The organism is Ruegeria sp. HKCCD7559, assembly GCF_013110575.1.
In the GTDB taxonomy this organism is placed as follows: Bacteria; Pseudomonadota; Alphaproteobacteria; order Rhodobacterales; family Rhodobacteraceae; genus Ruegeria.
The window spans coordinates 1290757-1308748 of the sequence record NZ_WVQU01000001.1; the positions used below are offsets into that span (position 1 = coordinate 1290757).

15 protein-coding genes are annotated in these 17992 nt (G+C 58.8%); 12 read left to right on the forward strand and 3 right to left on the reverse strand.

Going from position 1 to position 17992, the window contains the following annotated elements; translation table 11 throughout:
• Window position 1: 1 nt before the first annotated feature.
• A complete protein-coding gene (locus GS605_RS06465) occupies window positions 2-1522 on the reverse strand; it encodes a CHAD domain-containing protein (RefSeq protein ID WP_171723415.1) in 1521 nt (506 codons plus the stop codon).
• A 305-nt stretch (window positions 1523-1827) separates the two neighbouring features.
• Between GS605_RS06465 and GS605_RS06470 the strand changes: the two genes are divergently transcribed.
• A complete protein-coding gene (locus GS605_RS06470; RefSeq protein WP_171723416.1) occupies window positions 1828-2175 on the forward strand; it encodes a TfoX/Sxy family protein in 348 nt (115 codons plus the stop codon).
• A gap of 53 nt (window positions 2176-2228) precedes the next feature.
• Here GS605_RS06470 and ndk read toward each other — a convergent pair whose 3' ends face one another.
• On the reverse strand, window positions 2229-2651 hold the full coding sequence (gene ndk / locus GS605_RS06475; protein ID WP_068334875.1) for a nucleoside-diphosphate kinase: 423 nt from the start codon (window positions 2649-2651) through the stop codon (window positions 2229-2231).
• A 114-nt stretch (window positions 2652-2765) separates the two neighbouring features.
• Window positions 2766-3968 (reverse strand): multidrug effflux MFS transporter, encoded by a 1203-nt coding sequence (locus GS605_RS06480; protein ID WP_171723651.1) that lies wholly within the window; start codon window positions 3966-3968, stop codon window positions 2766-2768.
• Between the two features lie 106 nt (window positions 3969-4074).
• Between GS605_RS06480 and GS605_RS06485 the strand changes: the two genes are divergently transcribed.
• The 11 genes from GS605_RS06485 to GS605_RS06535 all read left to right on the forward strand — a co-directional run bounded on the left by GS605_RS06485 (window position 4075) and on the right by GS605_RS06535 (window position 17986).
• Window positions 4075-5925: an ABC-F family ATP-binding cassette domain-containing protein gene (locus tag GS605_RS06485; protein WP_171723417.1), complete on the forward strand. Its 1851-nt coding sequence runs from the start codon at window positions 4075-4077 to the stop codon at window positions 5923-5925.
• Window positions 5922-6314, forward strand: a complete 393-nt coding sequence (locus tag GS605_RS06490; RefSeq protein WP_171723418.1) for an ACT domain-containing protein — start codon at window positions 5922-5924, stop codon at window positions 6312-6314. The genes GS605_RS06485 and GS605_RS06490 overlap by 4 nt, the downstream gene beginning before the upstream one ends.
• On the forward strand, window positions 6311-6931 hold the full coding sequence (locus GS605_RS06495; RefSeq protein WP_171632979.1) for a MarC family protein: 621 nt from the start codon (window positions 6311-6313) through the stop codon (window positions 6929-6931). The genes GS605_RS06490 and GS605_RS06495 overlap by 4 nt, the downstream gene beginning before the upstream one ends.
• A 41-nt stretch (window positions 6932-6972) precedes the next feature.
• Window positions 6973-7554 (forward strand): TIGR02281 family clan AA aspartic protease, encoded by a 582-nt coding sequence (locus GS605_RS06500; RefSeq protein WP_171632981.1) that lies wholly within the window; start codon window positions 6973-6975, stop codon window positions 7552-7554.
• A gap of 48 nt (window positions 7555-7602) precedes the next feature.
• On the forward strand, window positions 7603-8223 hold the full coding sequence (locus GS605_RS06505; protein WP_171723419.1) for an ImuA family protein: 621 nt from the start codon (window positions 7603-7605) through the stop codon (window positions 8221-8223).
• A gap of 62 nt (window positions 8224-8285) precedes the next feature.
• The gene (locus GS605_RS06510; RefSeq protein ID WP_171723420.1) at window positions 8286-9500 is read left to right on the forward strand and encodes a CynX/NimT family MFS transporter; all 1215 of its coding nucleotides are present in this window, start codon (window positions 8286-8288) and stop codon (window positions 9498-9500) included.
• Complete coding sequence (locus GS605_RS06515) at window positions 9497-10093, forward strand: YceI family protein (RefSeq protein ID WP_171723421.1); 597 nt, start codon at window positions 9497-9499, stop codon at window positions 10091-10093. Before GS605_RS06510 ends, GS605_RS06515 begins: the two co-directional genes overlap by 4 nt.
• 80 nt (window positions 10094-10173) lie before the next feature.
• The gene (locus GS605_RS06520) at window positions 10174-11394 is read left to right on the forward strand and encodes an MFS transporter (RefSeq protein ID WP_171632989.1); all 1221 of its coding nucleotides are present in this window, start codon (window positions 10174-10176) and stop codon (window positions 11392-11394) included.
• Between the two features lie 302 nt (window positions 11395-11696).
• Window positions 11697-13442, forward strand: coding sequence for a methionine--tRNA ligase (metG, locus tag GS605_RS06525; RefSeq protein WP_171723422.1), 1746 nt, complete (start codon window positions 11697-11699; stop codon window positions 13440-13442).
• A gap of 302 nt (window positions 13443-13744) precedes the next feature.
• On the forward strand, window positions 13745-14845 hold the full coding sequence (locus tag GS605_RS06530) for an efflux RND transporter periplasmic adaptor subunit (RefSeq protein ID WP_371807736.1): 1101 nt from the start codon (window positions 13745-13747) through the stop codon (window positions 14843-14845).
• Between the two features lie 3 nt (window positions 14846-14848).
• Window positions 14849-17986 carry an efflux RND transporter permease subunit gene (locus GS605_RS06535; RefSeq protein WP_171723424.1) on the forward strand — a complete coding sequence of 1046 codons (3138 nt, stop codon included), beginning with the start codon at window positions 14849-14851 and terminating at the stop codon, window positions 17984-17986.
• Window positions 17987-17992 lie beyond the last annotated feature (6 nt).

Below are 17992 nucleotides of genomic sequence, written 5' to 3' on the forward strand. Positions count from 1 at the left end.
CTCACTCCTTTTTTCGGTGAAACAAGTTCCGAAACAGGCGCCGGCTATCTGGTCCGTCAAACTTCTGAAAGCTGGCAATTACGCGGCTCCGCTCGGCCTTTTGGCGCTGATCCAGAACGGCAATCAATCCCCCCACGGCCAGGCCCATCCGCGCATCCACACGGCCCCGCGTGTCGCTGTGCTGCGCGACAAAAGCCGTCAAGGACTTTTGCTGAACAGCACAGTCGTTGAACACGCCCAGATTGTCCTGTAGCTTTTTCAACGGTTTGATGATTGTCTTGAAGCTCTTTTCATCGAACAGAGGCCCAAAAATCTCCATCAGATAGCGCAGTTTCTTGCAATCGATACGAAGGTCATGCACGGTTTCGTCCCGAGTTTCGTCAGTGACACCGCGTGCGATTTTGCAGACCTTGCGATACCGTTTCCAGATCAATGCGCACGCGTATTCATGTGCTGCCCGTTTCGCGTTTGATCCGGGCGTCAGGCGGTCTGTTCCGTTGAACATCGCCGTCAGATCGGACATACAGGCGTTGTATTCGTCACTGCGCAACCGGCGGGACAAGCGTGACAGTTCCTTGGCACGCTCCTTCTCGAAAAGGTCGAACATCTCTTGAAGGCCCGCGTGAAGACGGGGCGGTACAAGACTGAAGTATTTATCTTTTTCCAGAAGATAGACATCCAGATCACGCATACGCCCGGTGGCGGCCATGAGATCGGAAAAGACACGTTTCAATTGCACTGTCTTCGTGTCTGAAAAAACGCCTTTGAACAGGCTGATCACGGAGCGGACCTTTCGCAATGACACCCGGTAATCATGCAGAAACTCTGTGTCGATATCGGCTAACACCCCATATTCGTTTTGCCGGGCAACTTGCAGATATGTTTGAATAATATCTGCCGCGACCTGAATAGACGGCTCAGCTTCCCCCAACTTGATTTCTGGCTTGGCCCGATAGGCGACCATGCCAGGGAAAAGTCCGGCACAAAGCGCTTCGACACCCGACCCGCCCCCGGACAAGGCGGAAATCGCGGTGTTCACCTTTTGAAATTCTTTCTCATACCCCCGCAGCCGCTGAAGCTGAACGATTGCTGCCTGACCCGTCTGCGAAGACAGGCACCAAGCCGTTCCCCTGACCAGCGTTTTCTCCAGCTCATCCAATACGGCGAGGGGTTTCGTCTGAATCTCTCCGGTTCCGATCTGCATCAGCGCACGCAGTTTGGGGAAACCCTTCAAAGCGGCTGTCACCGGACCCTGCGGCAGGTCTTGAACAAACCGCCCCTGCCCCTTGCAGCGTTGAAACAGCGGCGCACGGCCATTCTGGAAAAGCCACAGTGTTTCTGCGACCTCAACCAGAACACGACCTGAATTCCGCAACGATTGATCGTGGCAATCCAAAAGCGCGAAAGATCTCGATGCCGCTGGTGGGTCGATCCTGATCGTGAACCCGGGAATGAGCTTTTCAACATGCGCTTGGTCAATGGATTGGGACAGAATGCACTGAACACTTGAAGGATCGGTCATGATCCACCAATCCGGGGCGTTTTCAGGTATTCATTGACATTTGCCTCAACGATCTTCTGCACGCTGGTTCCTTCTTCGACGGTTCTGATCTTTCATCACGTTCAGCGTATTCGGCTTTTACCTTGGTCAGCAGTTTGTCTGGCCCTGGACCGACCCGCGTTTGGTATCTGTTGGCTTTTGAAACCCGGACCGCCGAGGCAGCATGACTTCATGAGAGCGGAAACACCAGAACACAGCAAGACATTATGTTGCGCCAACGCGCAAACATGGGTGACAGACCCCAGAGGTGCAATTAAGACAGGCTAATGAGCGATCCAGTTTCTTCGATCCGCAACCTTGGACCGGCTTTCGAGCAGGCCTGCGCGCGCGCCGGCATCCACTCGGCTGAAGAACTGCGACAGATGGGACCGGATGAAGCCTATGCCCGGCTTTTGCGGGCTGGCACCAAAGCACATTTCATCGGCTACTATGTTTTGGTGATGGGGCTTCAGGGACGCCCTTGGAATGATTGCAAGGGTGAAGAGAAGAAGAAGCTGCGACAGCGTTTCGACGCGATCAAGGCCGGCAACAGCGCCGCGCCGGAAAACCAGATGGTTGCCGATCTGGATGCCATCGGGGTCCGCGTTGCAACCAAAGATCTAAAGCAGGTCTGAATAAAAAAGGCCGCTCCTGGCGGAGCGGCCCGATCTTTCGGCAAAAAACCGGCTTAGCCGACCAGTTCGATGCCCGAGAAGAAATATGCGATCTCAACAGCCGCGGTTTCCGGAGCGTCGGAACCGTGAACCGAATTTTCGCCAACCGATTCAGCGAACTCGGCGCGGATGGTGCCCGGTGCTGCGTCCGCCGGGTTGGTTGCACCCATAACTTCACGGTTCTTCGCAATGGCACCTTCGCCTTCCAGAACCTGAACAACGACCGGAGCCGAAGACATGAATTCGCACAGTTCGTCATAGAACGGGCGCTCGGCGTGCACTTCGTAGAACTTGCCGGCTTGTTCCTTGGTCATGTGGATGCGCTTCTGCGCAACGATACGCAGCCCGGCTTCTTCGAACTTGGCGTTGATCTTTCCAGTCAGATTGCGGCGCGTTGCGTCGGGTTTGATGATCGAGAATGTACGTTCCAGTGCCATGTCGGCCTCTCCTTACAATGTGGCGCGGGTCCGCGCCGAAATCCATCGCGCGCCGCGTATCACGGTCTTTCGCTCATGAAAAGTGTTATGATGGTTTGCCTGCCGCTTTGGCGCTCAGAATGTATCCGGCAAAGGGTCTGTCCGGTCCAGACGCCGAACGTAAAGCACTGCAAGCAGACCTGCAAAGCTGCTGGCCCACATCATGCCCAGAACCAGAAACGGCCCGTTTTCAGGGCTGACAAACGCACCCGTCATCGAGGTCAGGATCGCGCCTAGCCCGACCACCATCGCCCCGAACAACCCTGCCGCGCTGCCTGCCAGTTTGGGTCGCACGGACATGACCCCTGCCGAAGCGTTTGCATTGGTCAGTCCATTGCCGAACCCAACGCAGATGGCCGAACCGAAGAATACCCAGACTGACCCCAGCCCGGCGATGAACAGAAGCAATCCGCAGAATGGCCCGGTCGAAGCCACAACGCGGCCGATCAGGATCATTGTGGTCAGACGTGTCCGTGCCGCGATCCGACCAGTAACGAAGTTACCGACCATGAACCCGCCTGTTATGATACCAATCCCAAGTCCCAACATGGCAGGGCTCAGATCAAACCACGCGGCGGCGACCAATGGCGCACCGGTGATGAAGCTGTAGAACCCACCAATCGAAAACGAAGCGCATAAGGCATAACCCCAGAATCGACGGGCGCGAAAAAGATCCGGATACTCGCGCATTTGGGCTGTAAAGGTTGAAGAGCGGTTTGTATTGGTCTCGCCCATGTCGAACCAAAGCAAAACCAGCAGCCCTGCCCCCAGCACAGTGTAAAGAACAAACCCCGAGCGCCAGCCAAAAAGCATGTCGAGTGTCCCACCCAGCATCGGGCCAAGCATTGGCGCCAAAGCCATGGCCATCGCCACATACCCCAGTTTGCTTGCAGCCTCGTTCGGCGGATACTGATCTCTGATCGATGCGCTGGAAAGAACCGACCCAGCCACCACCGCGGCCTGCAAAAGACGAAAGCCCAGAAAGGTCCAAATGGCCTCGGCCAGAGAGCATCCGATTGAGGCGATGACGAAGATGGTGATGCACATCAAAAGTATCGGTCTGCGTCCGTAACGATCGGAAAGCGGACCCATGATCAGTTGCAACACGGCTGAGACCGCCAGATACCCGGCAACCGCCAGGTTAACCAAGCCATAATCCACACCGAAATCCGTACTCATGTGGGCCAAAGACGGCAGGAACATGTTCAATGATAAAACCGACAGTGCCGTGGCAAAGATCAGAGTGACCAAGTGCGGAGGTGTCCGGGCCGCGCGCATGTGAAAACCGTTCTGAATAGCAAACGACACAGCGCTATCACATTGCTGAAAGCTTGAACATGCCGAGCCGCTGGCGGTGGCAACACAGCTCTGCTAAGAGCGCCCCATGTTACGGATCGAAGACATCACCTATGCCGTTGAAGGCCGCCCGTTGTTTGACGGCGCAACCGCGACAATTCCCGATGGTCACAAGGTTGGCCTTGTCGGTCGGAACGGAACCGGAAAGACCACGCTGTTCCGCCTGATCCGGGGCGAGTTGGCTTTGGAATCGGGAAATATCTCGGTCCCGAAACGCGCTCGGATCGGTGGCGTGGCGCAAGAGGTGCCCTCCTCCGACGTCTCGCTGATCAATACAGTTCTGGCCGCCGATACCGAACGCAGTGCGTTGATGGCCGAGGCCGAAAGCGCCGAAGACCCGATACGCATTGCCGAGATTCAGACACGTCTGGCCGATATCGACGCCTGGTCCGCCGAGGCCCGCGCCGCTTCGATCCTCAAGGGGTTGGGCTTTGACGACGAAGACCAGCAGCGCCCCTGTTCAGATTTCTCGGGCGGCTGGCGGATGCGCGTTGCGCTGGCGGCGGTGCTGTTTTCTCAGCCCGATCTGCTGCTGCTGGACGAACCGACCAACTATCTGGACCTCGAAGGCGCGCTGTGGCTGGAAAGCTATCTGGCGAAATATCCGCACACTGTGATCATCATCAGCCACGACCGCGGCCTTCTGAACCGCGCCGTGGGGTCGATCCTGCATCTGGAAGACCGCAAGCTGACCTATTACGCGGTGCCCTACGACAAGTTCGCGGAACGCCGTGCGGAACGGCTGGCACAGGCGGAATCGGAAAACGCCAAGGCCAAGGCCCGCATCGCACATCTGCAAAGCTTTGTGGATCGGTTCCGTTATAAGGCGTCGAAGGCCGTTCAGGCCCAGTCGCGCCTGAAGATGATCGAACGCATCCAACTGGTCTCGACCCCGCAAGAGGCCGCCCTGCGCGCCTTCAGCTTTCCGGAACCCGAGGAACTGTCGCCGCCGATCATCCAGATCGAAGGCGGCGTCACCGGCTATGGCGAAACCGAAGTGCTGCGCCGCCTGAACCTGCGTATCGATCAGGATGACCGTATCGCGCTGTTGGGCAAGAACGGACAGGGCAAGTCGACCTTGTCCAAGCTGCTGTCGGACCGGCTGCCCCTCATGGCGGGCAAGATGACCCGCAGCAACAAGCTGCGCATCGGGTATTTCGCACAGCATCAGGTGGATGAGCTTTACGTGGACGAAACGCCGCTGGACCACCTGCGCCGTCTGCGCCCCGACGAAGTGCCGGGCAAGTGGCGCTCGCGTCTGGCCGGGTTCGGGTTGAATGCGGATCAGGCGGAAACCGAGGTCGGGCGCCTGTCGGGCGGACAGAAAGCGCGGCTTTCACTGCTGCTCGCCACGATCGACGCGCCCCATATGCTGATCCTTGATGAGCCGACCAACCACCTTGACATCGAAAGCCGCGAGGCGCTGGTCGAGGCGCTGACGGCCTATTCCGGCGCGGTGGTTCTGGTCAGTCACGACATGCACCTGCTGAGCCTTGTCGCGGATCGTCTCTGGCTGGTTTCGGACGGTACCGTCAAACCTTTCGACGGCGACCTTGAAGCCTATCGGTCCCTGCTGCTGGCGCGCGACAGACCTGTCAGGGAAAAGCCCCGCGCGGTCAAATCGAAACGCCCCCCACGCGAGACGATACTGGCCTTGCGTGCAGATCTGCGCAAATGCGAGGACCGAATCGAAAAGCTGACGGAAATGCACGACAGGCTTTCGACCAAACTGGCCGATCCGGCGCTGTACGAGGACGAAAGGATCAACGATCTGGAAACCTGGAACCGCAAGTTCACCGAAGTCACCGAGGCCATGCAAAAAGCCGAGGCATTGTGGGTCGCGGCCGCCGAACGGCTTGAACAGGCAGAAACCGCATGAGCACGCCCATCACGGACACCGACGCCATGATCGCAGGTATGCAGCCCGACTTGCAGCCCGGTGAATTTGCCTTTGTCGTCTGGCCTGACAACAAACCCTGGCCTGACGGAACACGTGCAAGCTGCGTCGAGGCGGAGGGGTTGTCCCTGATCGTCCCGATTGACAGCGCGCCACAAGACACGGTCGCCATGCACTGCATCACATTGCAGGTTCATTCCTCTCTGGAGGGCGTGGGCCTTACCGCTGCCGTATCTGGTGCTTTGGCGCGGCAGGGAATACCTGCAAACATGGTCGCGGGATATCACCACGACCACATCTATGTCCCCGCAGCGCAGTCGCAAGACGCCTTGCGGGTCCTACAAGACCTGCAACGGAGCAGCAAACAGTGATAGACAGCGCATTCCTGATTACTGCGTTCACGACGCTATTCGTGGTGCTCGACCCGCCTGCGCAAACACCGATCTTTGTGGCACTGACCCAGGGCATGGATTGGAACACGCGCCGCTCGATCGCAATCCGCGCGTGTCTGACGGCGGGCGTCATTCTGGCCATGTTTGCCGCCTTTGGCGAAGCCCTGCTGGGGTTTGTCGGTATCTCGATGGAGGCATTCCGGGTCGCAGGTGGCGTCCTGCTGTTCCTGACAGCGCTCGACATGCTGTTTGAACGCCGAACAAAACGGCGTGAAACCAGCGCCGAGGAAGAAGAGCACCCGGATCCATCGGTCTTTCCGCTGGGCATCCCGCTGATTGCAGGCCCCGGATCGATTGCAACGATGATCCTGCTTGCGGGTCAGCAGCCCGGTATACAGGGGTTGGCCATCGTCATCGGTGTGATGCTGGTCGTGCTGGCGATGGTGTTCGTGATGTATCTGACATCCGGCGCTGTGGCCCGTATTCTGGGCAAGACCGGGCTGAACGTGCTGACCCGCCTGCTGGGCATGTTGCTGGCAGCTTTGTCGGTTCAGTTCATCTTGGATGGCCTCAAGGCCTTTGGATTTGCGTCCTGAATTCCCATGTATCACTCAGATAGTCTTGTTGGGATAACGGTATGGATGGCGACAGCATTGCACGTTTGGCGTATCTGAGCTTGCTCGGCGCAGCGGTGGTGGCCTGGTTCATCTCTCAGAACCGGCAATCGCTGAACAAGACCCTGCAGCAGATGATGGCCTGGGTGTTCATCTTTATTGGCGTGATAGCCGTCATCGGCTTGTGGGAAGACATACGGTCTTCGGTTGGCCCTGCCCCGCAGATGACCGTCACCGGCAACGCGATCGAGGTGCCTCGTGCCTATGATGGTCACTATTACCTTCCGGTTTTGGTGAATGGTGAACCGATCAACTTTCTTGTCGACACCGGCGCCAGCCAGATCGTTCTCAGTGCCCGGGACGCAGAACGTGTAGGCATCGATCCCGATCAACTGAACTATTTCGGCCGCGCCCTGACCGCCAACGGCGAGGTGCGCACGGCGCCGGTGCGGCTTGACACCCTGACCGCAGGGCCCATTACCGACCAGAACGTATCGGCCTGGGTCAATGAGGGCGAGCTGGACAAGTCGCTTCTGGGGATGGAATATCTGCATCGTTTTTCGAGCGTCCAATTTGCAAATGGCAAGTTGATCTTGTCTCGTTGACGGCCCGGGCAGCTTGAGAACAAAAATAGAACATGCTAGTGTTCCGGCATGTCCACTCAGCTTCTTGACCACAAAACTGCGCGTCAGGCACCGGGGGTAAAGCTCCATCCGCAGATCACCCTGGAACTGGGCCGCGTGCACGAGGCATGCGGCCCCGCCCGGTGCAGCTTTGCCATGTGGCTGGCCAGTCAGACGCAGGGGCCGGTCTTGTGGATTTCCCCCGCCTGGGAACCCGGCCAGCTGAACCCCGATGGGATGATGGCCTTTGCCGATCCGGCCCGGTTCATATTTGTTCATCCCACCCGTGCCGAAGATCTGCTGTGGTGCCTGGAGGAGGCGCTGCGCAGCGGGGCCATTCCGCTGATAATCGGCGACCTGCCCGGCGCACCGGGGCTCACGCCGATACGCCGGATGCATCTGGCTGCCGAACAGGGGGGTGCGATGGGGCGGGCTCCGCTTGGTTTGCTGCTGACACCCGGAGATGGCGGCGCGCAAGGGGTTGAAACGCGCTGGCACATGGCGGCCACCCATCGGGATGAGGCTCGGATCTGGGCTCTGACACGCCGCCGCGCCCGTGCCCTGCCCCCGGTCACATGGCAGGCCACCATGACCGCCGCTCGTGCCGGGTTGCATCTGGAACGGATCGAAACCGAAGACACATCGGCATAAAGCCACACGGATCACGCAAGAAGTGACTGGTCAAAACCCGGGCCGCGCCCTAGCGTCACGACATGAGCCATCCGATCCATGACAGCCGCTATTCCTGGCTTCGCCTTCTGATCACGCTCGCCATTGCAACAGTGGCGAATGTCGGCATGTGGGCCGTGATCGTGGTCATGCCCGCAGTTGAAACCGAATTCGGGGCCGGTCGTGCCGAAGCCTCGATGCCGTACACTCTGGCAATGATCGGTTTTGCCCTGGGCAACATGTGGCTGGGGCAGGTAGTGGACCGGCTGGGCGTCACCAGCGCCCTGATCGGAGCAGCCGTCTTAAGTGCGCTGAGCTACGTGCTGGCAACGCTGGCACCAAGCATAATGTTGCTATCCGCGGCACATCTCCTGCTGGGACTGGGCACATCGATTGGGTTTGGCCCGCTGATCGCAGATATCTCACATTGGTTCATGAAACGGCGCGGCATTGCCGTCGCGTTGGTCGCCAGTGGGAATTACCTGTCCGGCGCCATCTGGCCCACCATGCTGTCCGGAATTCTGGCGCGGGATGGATGGCAACAGGTCTATCTGACGCTCGCCGTGCTGACGCTTGTCGTCGTCATTCCCCTGTCGCTGCTGCTACGCCGCAGGGTTCCGGTCGAGGCACACAGCACCGCCGCAGCATCCGCCAAAATCAATGCACGAAGTGTCGGTGTATCACCGCGCGCGCTGCAATATATTCTGGGCCTGGCCGGGATCGGTTGTTGTGTCGCCATGTCGATGCCACAGGTTCATATCGTCTCCTATTGCGTCGGGCTGGGATATGGGCCCGCGGTCGGGGCCGAGATGCTGTCACTGATGTTATTGGGTGGTGTTGTCAGCCGGATCATCTCGGGTTTGTTGGCAGATCGGCTTGGCGGGGTCCTGACGCTTTTGATCGGTTCGCTCCTGCAATGTATCGCCCTGTTCCTGTTCCTGCCCTACGATGGAATGGTGTCGCTTTATGCCATCAGTCTGCTCTTTGGTCTGGCACAGGGCGGCATCGTGCCCAGCTATGCGTTGATTGTCCGCGAATACATGCCGCCGCGAGAAGCTGGCGCGCGCGTCGGGTTCGTCATGATGATGACTATTCTTGGCATGGCACTCGGTGGCTGGATGTCAGGATGGATCTACGACCTCACCGGAAGCTACCAACTGGCGTTCGTGAATGGCATCCTTTGGAACGGTCTGAACATTGCAATCGTTCTGATGCTGCTCAGAAGATCCCGCCCCACACGGGAAGGCGTCATGGCATGACCCTTCTGACCCGTCGCAGCCTGCTTGCCGGGCTGGCAACCCTGCCCCTGACCCGGGCAGCACAAGCCGCATTGCGGCCATACATCCTGTCGGATGAAGGCACCCGGGTCGGGTTCACCTTTGATCTTGCGGGGGTGACACAGTCAGGGACGATGCCGATCCGGACCGCCGATGTTCAGATTGACACAGGTCGGCTGCAGAACAGCCAGGTCACGGTGACACTGGACGTCAGCAAAGCCAGAACACGGCTGCCCTTTGCCCGTATGCCCATGCTCAGCCCCAGCGTTTTGGACGCGAAACAGCACCCAAAGATCCGGTTTGTGTCAACAGACATACAACTGGGCGCGGAAGGGCGAATATCAGATGGCGCTCGGATCACGGGTGATCTGACGGTCCGCGGCGTGACCCGCCCGATCACATTGGAGGCCAATCTGTACCGGCAGGCGGGAAGTGCGGCAAACGATCTCAGCCGTCTGACCTTTGGTCTGAAGGGCGCCTTGAACCGGCACGACTTCGGAGCTTCGGGCTATCCTGACCTGGTTGACGACACTGTCGGCCTGAACATCCGCGCCGAGATCATACGCGCGACCTGATCGCCGAACGGCAAAAAACGACTCGCTAAAGTCGAATTGATGCGCGCATTGTGCGGCGACCCTGCCAATCTGAGACCACCATGCGCACGATCATTTCATTTGCCGCCCTGTTTCTTTCGGTCATTCTGCTTCAGCTTTCGACAGGAGGCGTCGGGCCACTCGATGCCATTTCCGGCATCACGCTGGATTTCACGACCGAGCAGATCGGTCTTTTGGGGTCTTCGCACTTTCTGGGGTTTTTCATCGGCTGCTGGTGGGCGCCACGTCTGATGGGCAATGTTGGTCATTCGCGCGCATTTGCAGTTTGCACCGCGTTGGGTGCGATGGGTCTCATCGGACATACGCTGACCGAAAACCCATATATCTGGGCCGCCCTTCGTGTGGCCTCGGGCACCTGCGTCGCAGGCGCATACACGGTGATCGAGGCATGGCTGAACGCAAAGGTCACCAATGAAACCCGAGGGCGTGCAATGGGAACGTACCGGATCGCGGATATGGGCGCGTCCCTGTGCGCCCAGTTGATTATCGCCGTTCTGCCCCCGGCCTCTTACGTCTCGTACAACCTGCTGGCGATCCTGTGCTGTGCGTCACTTCTGCCGCTGACGCTGACCAAAGCAAGCCAACCCAAAACACCCGACGCGCCCCGTCTGAAACCCAAGCTGGCTTGGCGCAGCTCACCCTTGGCCGTGGCTGGCGTGATCGTGGCCGCGCTCAGCTCGGCCTCGTTCCGAATGGTGGGTCCGGTTTACGGGCAAGAGGTCGGACTGGGCGTCGATCAGATCGCATTCTTCCTGGCCTCTTTCGTACTGGGTGGAGCGCTTGCTCAATACCCTGTCGGCTGGCTGGCTGATAAATATGACCGGCGCTGGGTGCTGATCTGGCTGTCAGCTGCCGCGGTATTCAGCTGCGGCGTCACCATGGCGGCCAGCGGCACCGGAACGATCGGAGTCATGTCGGCGGCCGTGTTCTTCGGTCTGACAACCTTCCCGATCTTCTCGGTCTCTTCCGCCCACGCAAACGACTTTGCCACGTCCGAGGAACGGGTGGAACTCTCGGCTGCCCTGATGTTCTGGTTTGCCTTGGGGGCAATTGCATCGCCCTACATAACCTCGACCCTGATCCAGCAATTTGGCCCCGGTGCCCTTTTTGCCTTCGTGGCGTTCGGGCATGTCTTCCTGATCGTGTTTGGTCTGGCGCGGATGCGGTCTCGCCCCACCCCCGAGGAGCGCACGAATTATGTTTACGCCCCGCGCACCTCATTCACGATTGGTCGCCTTCTGAAACGATCACGGGAAGACTGAACAACCCAACGCCCCCGTTTTTTTTAATATCTTTTGTGATCGCCCCGACCTTTTCGGTCGGTTCGGTATGGAACAAGGAGAAGGCGCTGCCACTCGGAGTCGCAGCGTTGAGATCCCTCTGTTCACTTCAGTGGCATTTTACTCAGTGGCATTTTACGTCTCCGGAACGCGATCCAGACCGTCGCGGCAGCACGATTTTCGATCCCTTCGGGATCTAAATCGACAAGCAAGTCAATGCCGGGCTTTTGCTGGGCGATCACATCATGTAGACGGGCGCGCAGACAGTTACGCGGAAACGGATCATGGCTCGGATTCTCATCACCTCGGCGATCCCCTACATCAACGGGATCAAACACCTCGGCAATCTGATCGGCTCGCAATTGCCGGCTGATTTGTACGCACGCTACCAGCGTGGCCAGGGGAACGAGGTCATGTTCCTGTGCGCCACGGATGAACACGGCACACCCGCCGAGCTGGCCGCCGCCAAGGCTGGCAAGCCGGTGGCGGAATATTGCGCCGACATGTATGCGATTCAGGCCGATATCGCCAACCGGTTTGGTCTCAGCTTCGATCACTTCGGCCGCTCGTCCAGCGACCAGAACAAGCGCCTGACCCAGCATTTTGCGGGCAAGCTGGATGACGCGGGCCTGATCCGCGAAGTCAGCGAGAAACAGGTGTATTCCAACGCCGATGGCCGCTTTCTGCCTGACCGCTATATCGAAGGCACCTGCCCCAATTGCGGCTATGATCGCGCACGCGGCGACCAGTGCGAAAACTGCACCAAACAATTGGATCCGACCGACCTGATCGTGCCGCGCTCGGCCATTTCCGGATCCACCGATCTGGAAGTGCGCGAGACCAAGCACCTGTATCTGCGTCAATCCGCGATGAAGGACAAGCTGGATGCGTGGATCGACAGCAAGACGGACTGGCCGGTCCTGACCACTTCGATTGCCAAGAAGTGGCTGCATGATGGCGACGGCTTGCAGGACCGTGGCATTACCCGCGATCTGGACTGGGGTGTACCGGTCAAGAAAGGCGATCAGGATTGGCCGGGGATGGAAGGCAAGGTCTTTTACGTCTGGTTCGACGCCCCCATCGAATACATCGCCTGCGCCAAGGAATGGGCGGACGCCAACGGCAGGACTGATGCGGATTGGGAACGCTGGTGGCGCACCGACAAGGGCGCGGACGACGTGCGCTATGTCCAGTTCATGGGCAAGGACAACGTGCCGTTCCATACCCTGTCCTTCCCAGCCACCATCCTAGGCACCAACGCGCATAATGAAGAGGCCGGATCACCCGAGCGCTGGAAGCTGGTGGATTACATCAAGTCGTTCAACTACCTGAATTATGACGGCGGCCAGTTTTCGACCAGCCAGGGCCGTGGCGTGTTCATGGATCAGGCGCTGGACATTCTGCCTGCCGATTACTGGCGCTGGTGGCTGCTAAGCCATGCACCCGAAAGCAGCGACAGCGAATTTACCTGGGAGAATTTCCAGCAATCGGTGAATAAGGACCTTGCAGACGTTCTGGGCAACTTTGTCAGCCGCATCACCAAATTCTGCCGCTCGAAATTTGGTGAGACCGTGCCCGAAGGTGGACAGTTCGGCCCCCGCGAACAGGCCTTGATCGAAGAGCTCACCAAACGTGTCCGCGCCTATGAAGGCCATATGGAGGCGATGGAGGTTCGCAAATCCGCGCAGGAGCTGCGGGCAATCTGGGTCGCAGGAAATGAATATCTACAGGCCGCAGCTCCGTGGTCGACATTCAAGGAAGACCCCGAGCAGGCCGCCGCGCAGGTACGTCTTGGCCTGAACCTGATCCGGCTTTACGCCGTTCTCAGCGCACCGTTCATCCCCGAAACCTCGGCCCGTATGCTGAGCGCGATGAACACTCTGGATACCAGCTGGCCCGATGATGTTGCCACCGCATTGAACGCCTTGCCGTCCGGCCACGACTTTGCCGTGCCAGACGTTCTGTTCGCCAAGATAACGGATGAACAGCGCGAAGAATGGCAGGACAGGTTCGCGGGAACCCGCGACTGATCGGTCCGGCACAATAGACCCGGGGGGCCCATTTCGGGCCCCTTTTGTTTGGGCCACGCGGCCGCGTCAGGGCCTAAGCCAGCATAAGTGCTTGAACTTTTGACCTCCGCCCTGACCAGCGCGGGACTCATCACGCTTGAGATATCGGCACAAAAAAGTCATCCTGAGACAAGGTTCCTCCGACTCGCGTCGCCGTGGCGACTGGGTCGGTATCTTTTGTTTCTGCATCGATCGAGGCTTTCGCCATGTCCCCAGCATTCCTTTCACCCAACAAGACCAGCAGGCATTTGGCCGCCGCATTCATGCTGATGTCCTTGGGTTTGGCGCATCCGGCGACCGCGCAGGAAGAAGGGGCACCGCCAAAGGTTTCCATAGCGGCGGCCTATACCGAGGAAATCACCGACGAAGCCACGTTCATCGGACGCGCCGAGGCAATCAACAAGGTCGATATCGTGGCGCGGGTGAACGGATTTCTCAACAGCCGCGAAGTCGAGGATGGGGCGACCGTCAAAGAAGGCGATCTGCTGTTCACCATCGAACCCGACCTGTACGAGGCGACGCTTGAGGCCCGAAAGGCCGATCTGAACCGGGCCGAAGCAAATCTTGAACTGGCAAAGGTCGATCTGGCGCGTAAAGAAGAACTTTACAAACGCGACGCGACACCAGAGTCAGAACGCGACATTGCCCGCGCCAACGAACTGGTCGCCGAGGCAGAGGTGAAGGCGGCCAATGCTGCAATCCAGCAGGCCGAGCTTGACCTGAGCTACACGCAGATACATGCGCCATTCGACGGCCGTATCGGCAGGATCACGACCAGCGTCGGAGATGTGGTAGGCCCAAACAACCCTCCTCTGGTCAATATCGTCAGCGAGACGCCCATATATGTGAATTTCTCGTTGAACGAAAAGCTCTTCACCTCAGTCTTGCAGACTTATGGTGAAAACTCGGCATCGCTGGCGGAAAGCCCGCAAAGCCCGAATGTACACGTCATCCTGCCCAACGGCACCAAGATGGGTGAAGTCGGCAGAATTGTATTCGTTGACAACCGTATCGACCCATTGACCGGCGCAATTACCATTCGCGCCCAGTTCGACAACGCGGACCGGCTGATTCTGGATGGCGCCTTTGTGAATGTGCAGATCGAAGCGCTGGAACCGACCTTGCAGGTGTTGGTGCCTCAAGCCGCCTTGCAGCGCGATCAGCGGGGTGAGTTTGTCCTGGTGGTCAACGACAAGCAGATGGTTGAACAGCGTTACATCACCACCGGTGACACGGTCGGAACCGCGATTATCGTGCTGGACGGGCTGCGCGAAGGCGAAAGCGTCATTGTCGAGGGCCTGCAACGGGTTCGCCCCGGCGTCGCTGTTGACGCAGTCGTCGCCTCTGAACAACCGGGAGAGTAACAGATGTTCTCAGCCCTGTTCATCAGCCGGCCCAAGCTGGCGCTCGTCATTTCGCTGGTGCTGACCATTATGGGCGGTATCGGATACCTTGTGCTGCCGGTCGCGCAGTTTCCCGATATCACCCCGCCCGTGGTCAACGTCTCGACCACCTATACCGGCGCAAACGCCGAGACCGTTGAAAACACCGTTGCCGCGCCGATCGAGGCGCAGGTCAACGGTGTGGACGACATGATCTACATGACATCCAGATCATCGGACAACGGGTCCTATTCGCTGGATGTGACCTTTGAGGTCGGCACCGATCCTGACATCGCATCGGTCAACGTTCAAAACCGGGTGGCGCAGGCCATGTCGTCGCTGCCAGCCGAAGTGACTTCGTCCGGCGTGGTGACACAGAAATCTTCGACCAACATGCTGATGCTGGTCACTCTGACCTCACCAAATGGGACCTATGACAGTGTGTTCCTGTCGAACTATGCCTCGATCAATCTGCGCGATGCGCTGGCCCGCGTGCAGGGCGTCGGCAAGGCCGATGTTCTGACCAACCTTGAATACGCCATGCGGATCTGGATGGACCCGGACAAGATGGCGGCGCTGTCCATCACACCGGGGGATGTCATCAATGCGATCCGGGAACAGAATATCGAAGTATCCGCCGGTTCGATCGGTGCGCCACCCGTTCCCGAAGGGCAGACGTTTCAATACACGATTAAATCCAAAGGCCGTCTGACCTCCGCAGAGGAATTCGGTGACATTGTCATCCGGACAGGTGACGCCGGTGCCATCGTCCGCGTCAAAGACATCGCCCGGGTAGAGCTTGGCGCGGAATATTATGCGGCTTCCGGCTATTTTCAGGCGGTTCCAGCCACGGTTATCGGCATCTATCAGGCCCCCGGTGCAAACGCTTTGGCGGTTTCGGAACGCGTGCAGGCGGAATTGGAGCGGCTGTCCCGCGCCTTTCCGACAGATGTCGAATATGATGTCCCCTTCAACACGACCGACTTTGTCGAGGCGTCTTTGAACGATGTGGTCTCGACCCTGATCCTGACCTTCATTCTGGTTATTTCGGTTGTGTTCGTGTTCCTTGGAAGTTGGCGCGCAACGATCATTCCGGCGGTGGCAATCCCGGTATCCCTGATCGGTACTTTTGCCTTCCTGCTGGCGTTTGGGATGTCGCTGAACACCATCTCGCTGTTCGCCTTGGTGCTGGCCATCGGTATCGTGGTGGATGACGCCATCGTCGTCGTCGAAAACGTGGAGCGCATCATTGCCGATGAAGGGTTACCCCCTGCTGAAGCGACCCGCAAAGCCATGGGCCAGATCACTGGGCCGGTCATCGCGACCACGCTGGTTCTTCTGGCGGTGTTCGTGCCGGTCACGTTCATGCCCGGTATCTCGGGGCGGCTGTATTCCCAATTTGCCATTACGATCTCGACCGCTGTCGTAATCTCGTCCATCAACGCGCTGACCCTTTCGCCGGCCCTGTGCGGCTTGGTTCTTCGCCCCCGGTCCGGCCCCCCCAAAGGGGTGCTTGCGATGTTCGAAAGCTTCATCGGCACCGTGCGCAACGGCTATGTCGCCATTGTACGAAAGCTGCTGGTTTTTCCGGCCATTGCACTGGCAATCGTGGTTGGGCTTGGCATGGGAACCGGGACAATCATGTCCAACACCTCGGCCGGATTCATTCCGCTTGAAGACAACGGGTATCTGTTCGTTGATGTTCAGTTGCCCGATGCCGCAACGTTGGAACGGACCGAGGCGGTGACCGCTCGTCTGGACGAACAGATAAGAGAAATCCCGGGCGTCGCGAGCACGGTTCTGGTCAACGGCTTTTCGATGCTGAACGGCACAATCACCAACGGCGCCGCGATTTTCGTCAACCTCGAAAACTGGAGCGAACGGCAGGAAGAGGATCTGAGCGCGGACGCCATACTGGCCAAAGTGCTGGCGATCGCGAACGGTGAATCAGCAGCTTCGGTCCTTGCTTTCAACCCACCGCCCATCCAGGGCCTTGGTATGTCCGCCGGTGTCGAGATGGAAGTTCAGCAAACCGGCGGTGGCACTCCGCAGGATCTGGCCTCGGCTGTGGGTTCGTTCGTGTATTCGGCCAATCAGAGGCCCGAGATCGGGCAGGCCTATACGACCTTCCGCGCCAACGTCCCGCAGCTGTTCGTTGATCTGGACCGCGAGAAAGCCAAAACGCTGAATGTCTCGGTCGCCGAGATATTTCAGACCATGCAGGCACAGTTGGGATCTTACTATGTCAATGACTTCAACCTGTTCGGCCGTGTCTATCGCGTGATGATTCAGGCCGAAGGGACCTATCGGGACAATGTCGAAGATATCGCGAACCTCTATGTCCGTTCCCAAAACGGAGACATGGTGCCGCTGGGGACATTGATCGACGTTGAAAACGTGCTGGGCCCGGTCCTGCTGAAGCGCCACAACCTGTTCCGGTCGGCCACGGTGACGGCGGTCCCAGCACCCGGCTTGTCCAGCGGCGACGCAATCAGCGTGATGACCGAAGAATCCGCGACCGCCCTGCCCCCGGGCTATGCGTTCGAATGGACAGGGACAGCGCAGCAGCAGCTGGCCTCGGGCAGTCTGGTGATCATCATCCTCGGGCTTGCCATCCTGTTCGGTTACTTGTTCCTGGTGGGTCAGTATGAGAGTTGGACGCTACCTGTTTCAATCCTGCTTTCCGTTGTCGTAGCCCTGTTTGGGGCCGTGGCGGCGGTGGCCATCGTGGGCAGTGACATCAACCTCTATACGCAGATCGGTATGATCATGCTTGTCGGGCTGGCCTCGAAGAACGGTATTCTGATCGTCGAGTTCGCCATGGAGCAACGCGCCAAGGGTCTTCCCATCAAAGAGGCCGCCGCAGAGGCTGCGTATCAGCGTTTCCGCGCCGTGATGATGACTGCGTTGTCCTTCCTGCTTGGCGTTGTGCCCCTGCTGGCCGCGAACGGAGCCGGTGCCGCCAGCCAGAAGGCGATTGGTGTCGCGGTGTTCGGCGGGATGCTGGCCGCAACGCTGGTTGGTGTGATCGTGGTGCCCGTGCTCTATGCCCTGATGCAAGGCATGCGGGAATGGTTGAAGGGCACCAAGAGCGACCCCGACCCTACGGAAAAAGCCGCCTGAACACCG

Excerpts from the sequence above, each read along its gene's own strand:
- GS605_RS06465 (WP_171723415.1), bottom strand. The coding sequence starts at position 1,522 with ATGACCGATCCTTCAAGTGTTCAGTGCATTCTGTCCCAATCCATTGAC.
- GS605_RS06470 (WP_171723416.1), top strand. The coding sequence starts at position 1,828 with ATGAGCGATCCAGTTTCTTCGATCCGCAACCTTGGACCGGCTTTCGAG.
- ndk (WP_068334875.1), bottom strand. The coding sequence starts at position 2,651 with ATGGCACTGGAACGTACATTCTCGATCATCAAACCCGACGCAACGCGC.
- GS605_RS06480 (WP_171723651.1), bottom strand. The coding sequence starts at position 3,968 with ATGCGCGCGGCCCGGACACCTCCGCACTTGGTCACTCTGATCTTTGCC.
- GS605_RS06485 (WP_171723417.1), top strand. The coding sequence starts at position 4,075 with ATGTTACGGATCGAAGACATCACCTATGCCGTTGAAGGCCGCCCGTTG.
- GS605_RS06490 (WP_171723418.1), top strand. The coding sequence starts at position 5,922 with ATGAGCACGCCCATCACGGACACCGACGCCATGATCGCAGGTATGCAG.
- GS605_RS06500 (WP_171632981.1), top strand. The coding sequence starts at position 6,973 with ATGGATGGCGACAGCATTGCACGTTTGGCGTATCTGAGCTTGCTCGGC.
- GS605_RS06505 (WP_171723419.1), top strand. The coding sequence starts at position 7,603 with ATGTCCACTCAGCTTCTTGACCACAAAACTGCGCGTCAGGCACCGGGG.
- GS605_RS06510 (WP_171723420.1), top strand. The coding sequence starts at position 8,286 with ATGAGCCATCCGATCCATGACAGCCGCTATTCCTGGCTTCGCCTTCTG.
- GS605_RS06515 (WP_171723421.1), top strand. The coding sequence starts at position 9,497 with ATGACCCTTCTGACCCGTCGCAGCCTGCTTGCCGGGCTGGCAACCCTG.
- GS605_RS06520 (WP_171632989.1), top strand. The coding sequence starts at position 10,174 with ATGCGCACGATCATTTCATTTGCCGCCCTGTTTCTTTCGGTCATTCTG.
- metG (WP_171723422.1), top strand. The coding sequence starts at position 11,697 with ATGGCTCGGATTCTCATCACCTCGGCGATCCCCTACATCAACGGGATC.
- GS605_RS06530 (WP_371807736.1), top strand. The coding sequence starts at position 13,745 with ATGCTGATGTCCTTGGGTTTGGCGCATCCGGCGACCGCGCAGGAAGAA.
- GS605_RS06535 (WP_171723424.1), top strand. The coding sequence starts at position 14,849 with ATGTTCTCAGCCCTGTTCATCAGCCGGCCCAAGCTGGCGCTCGTCATT.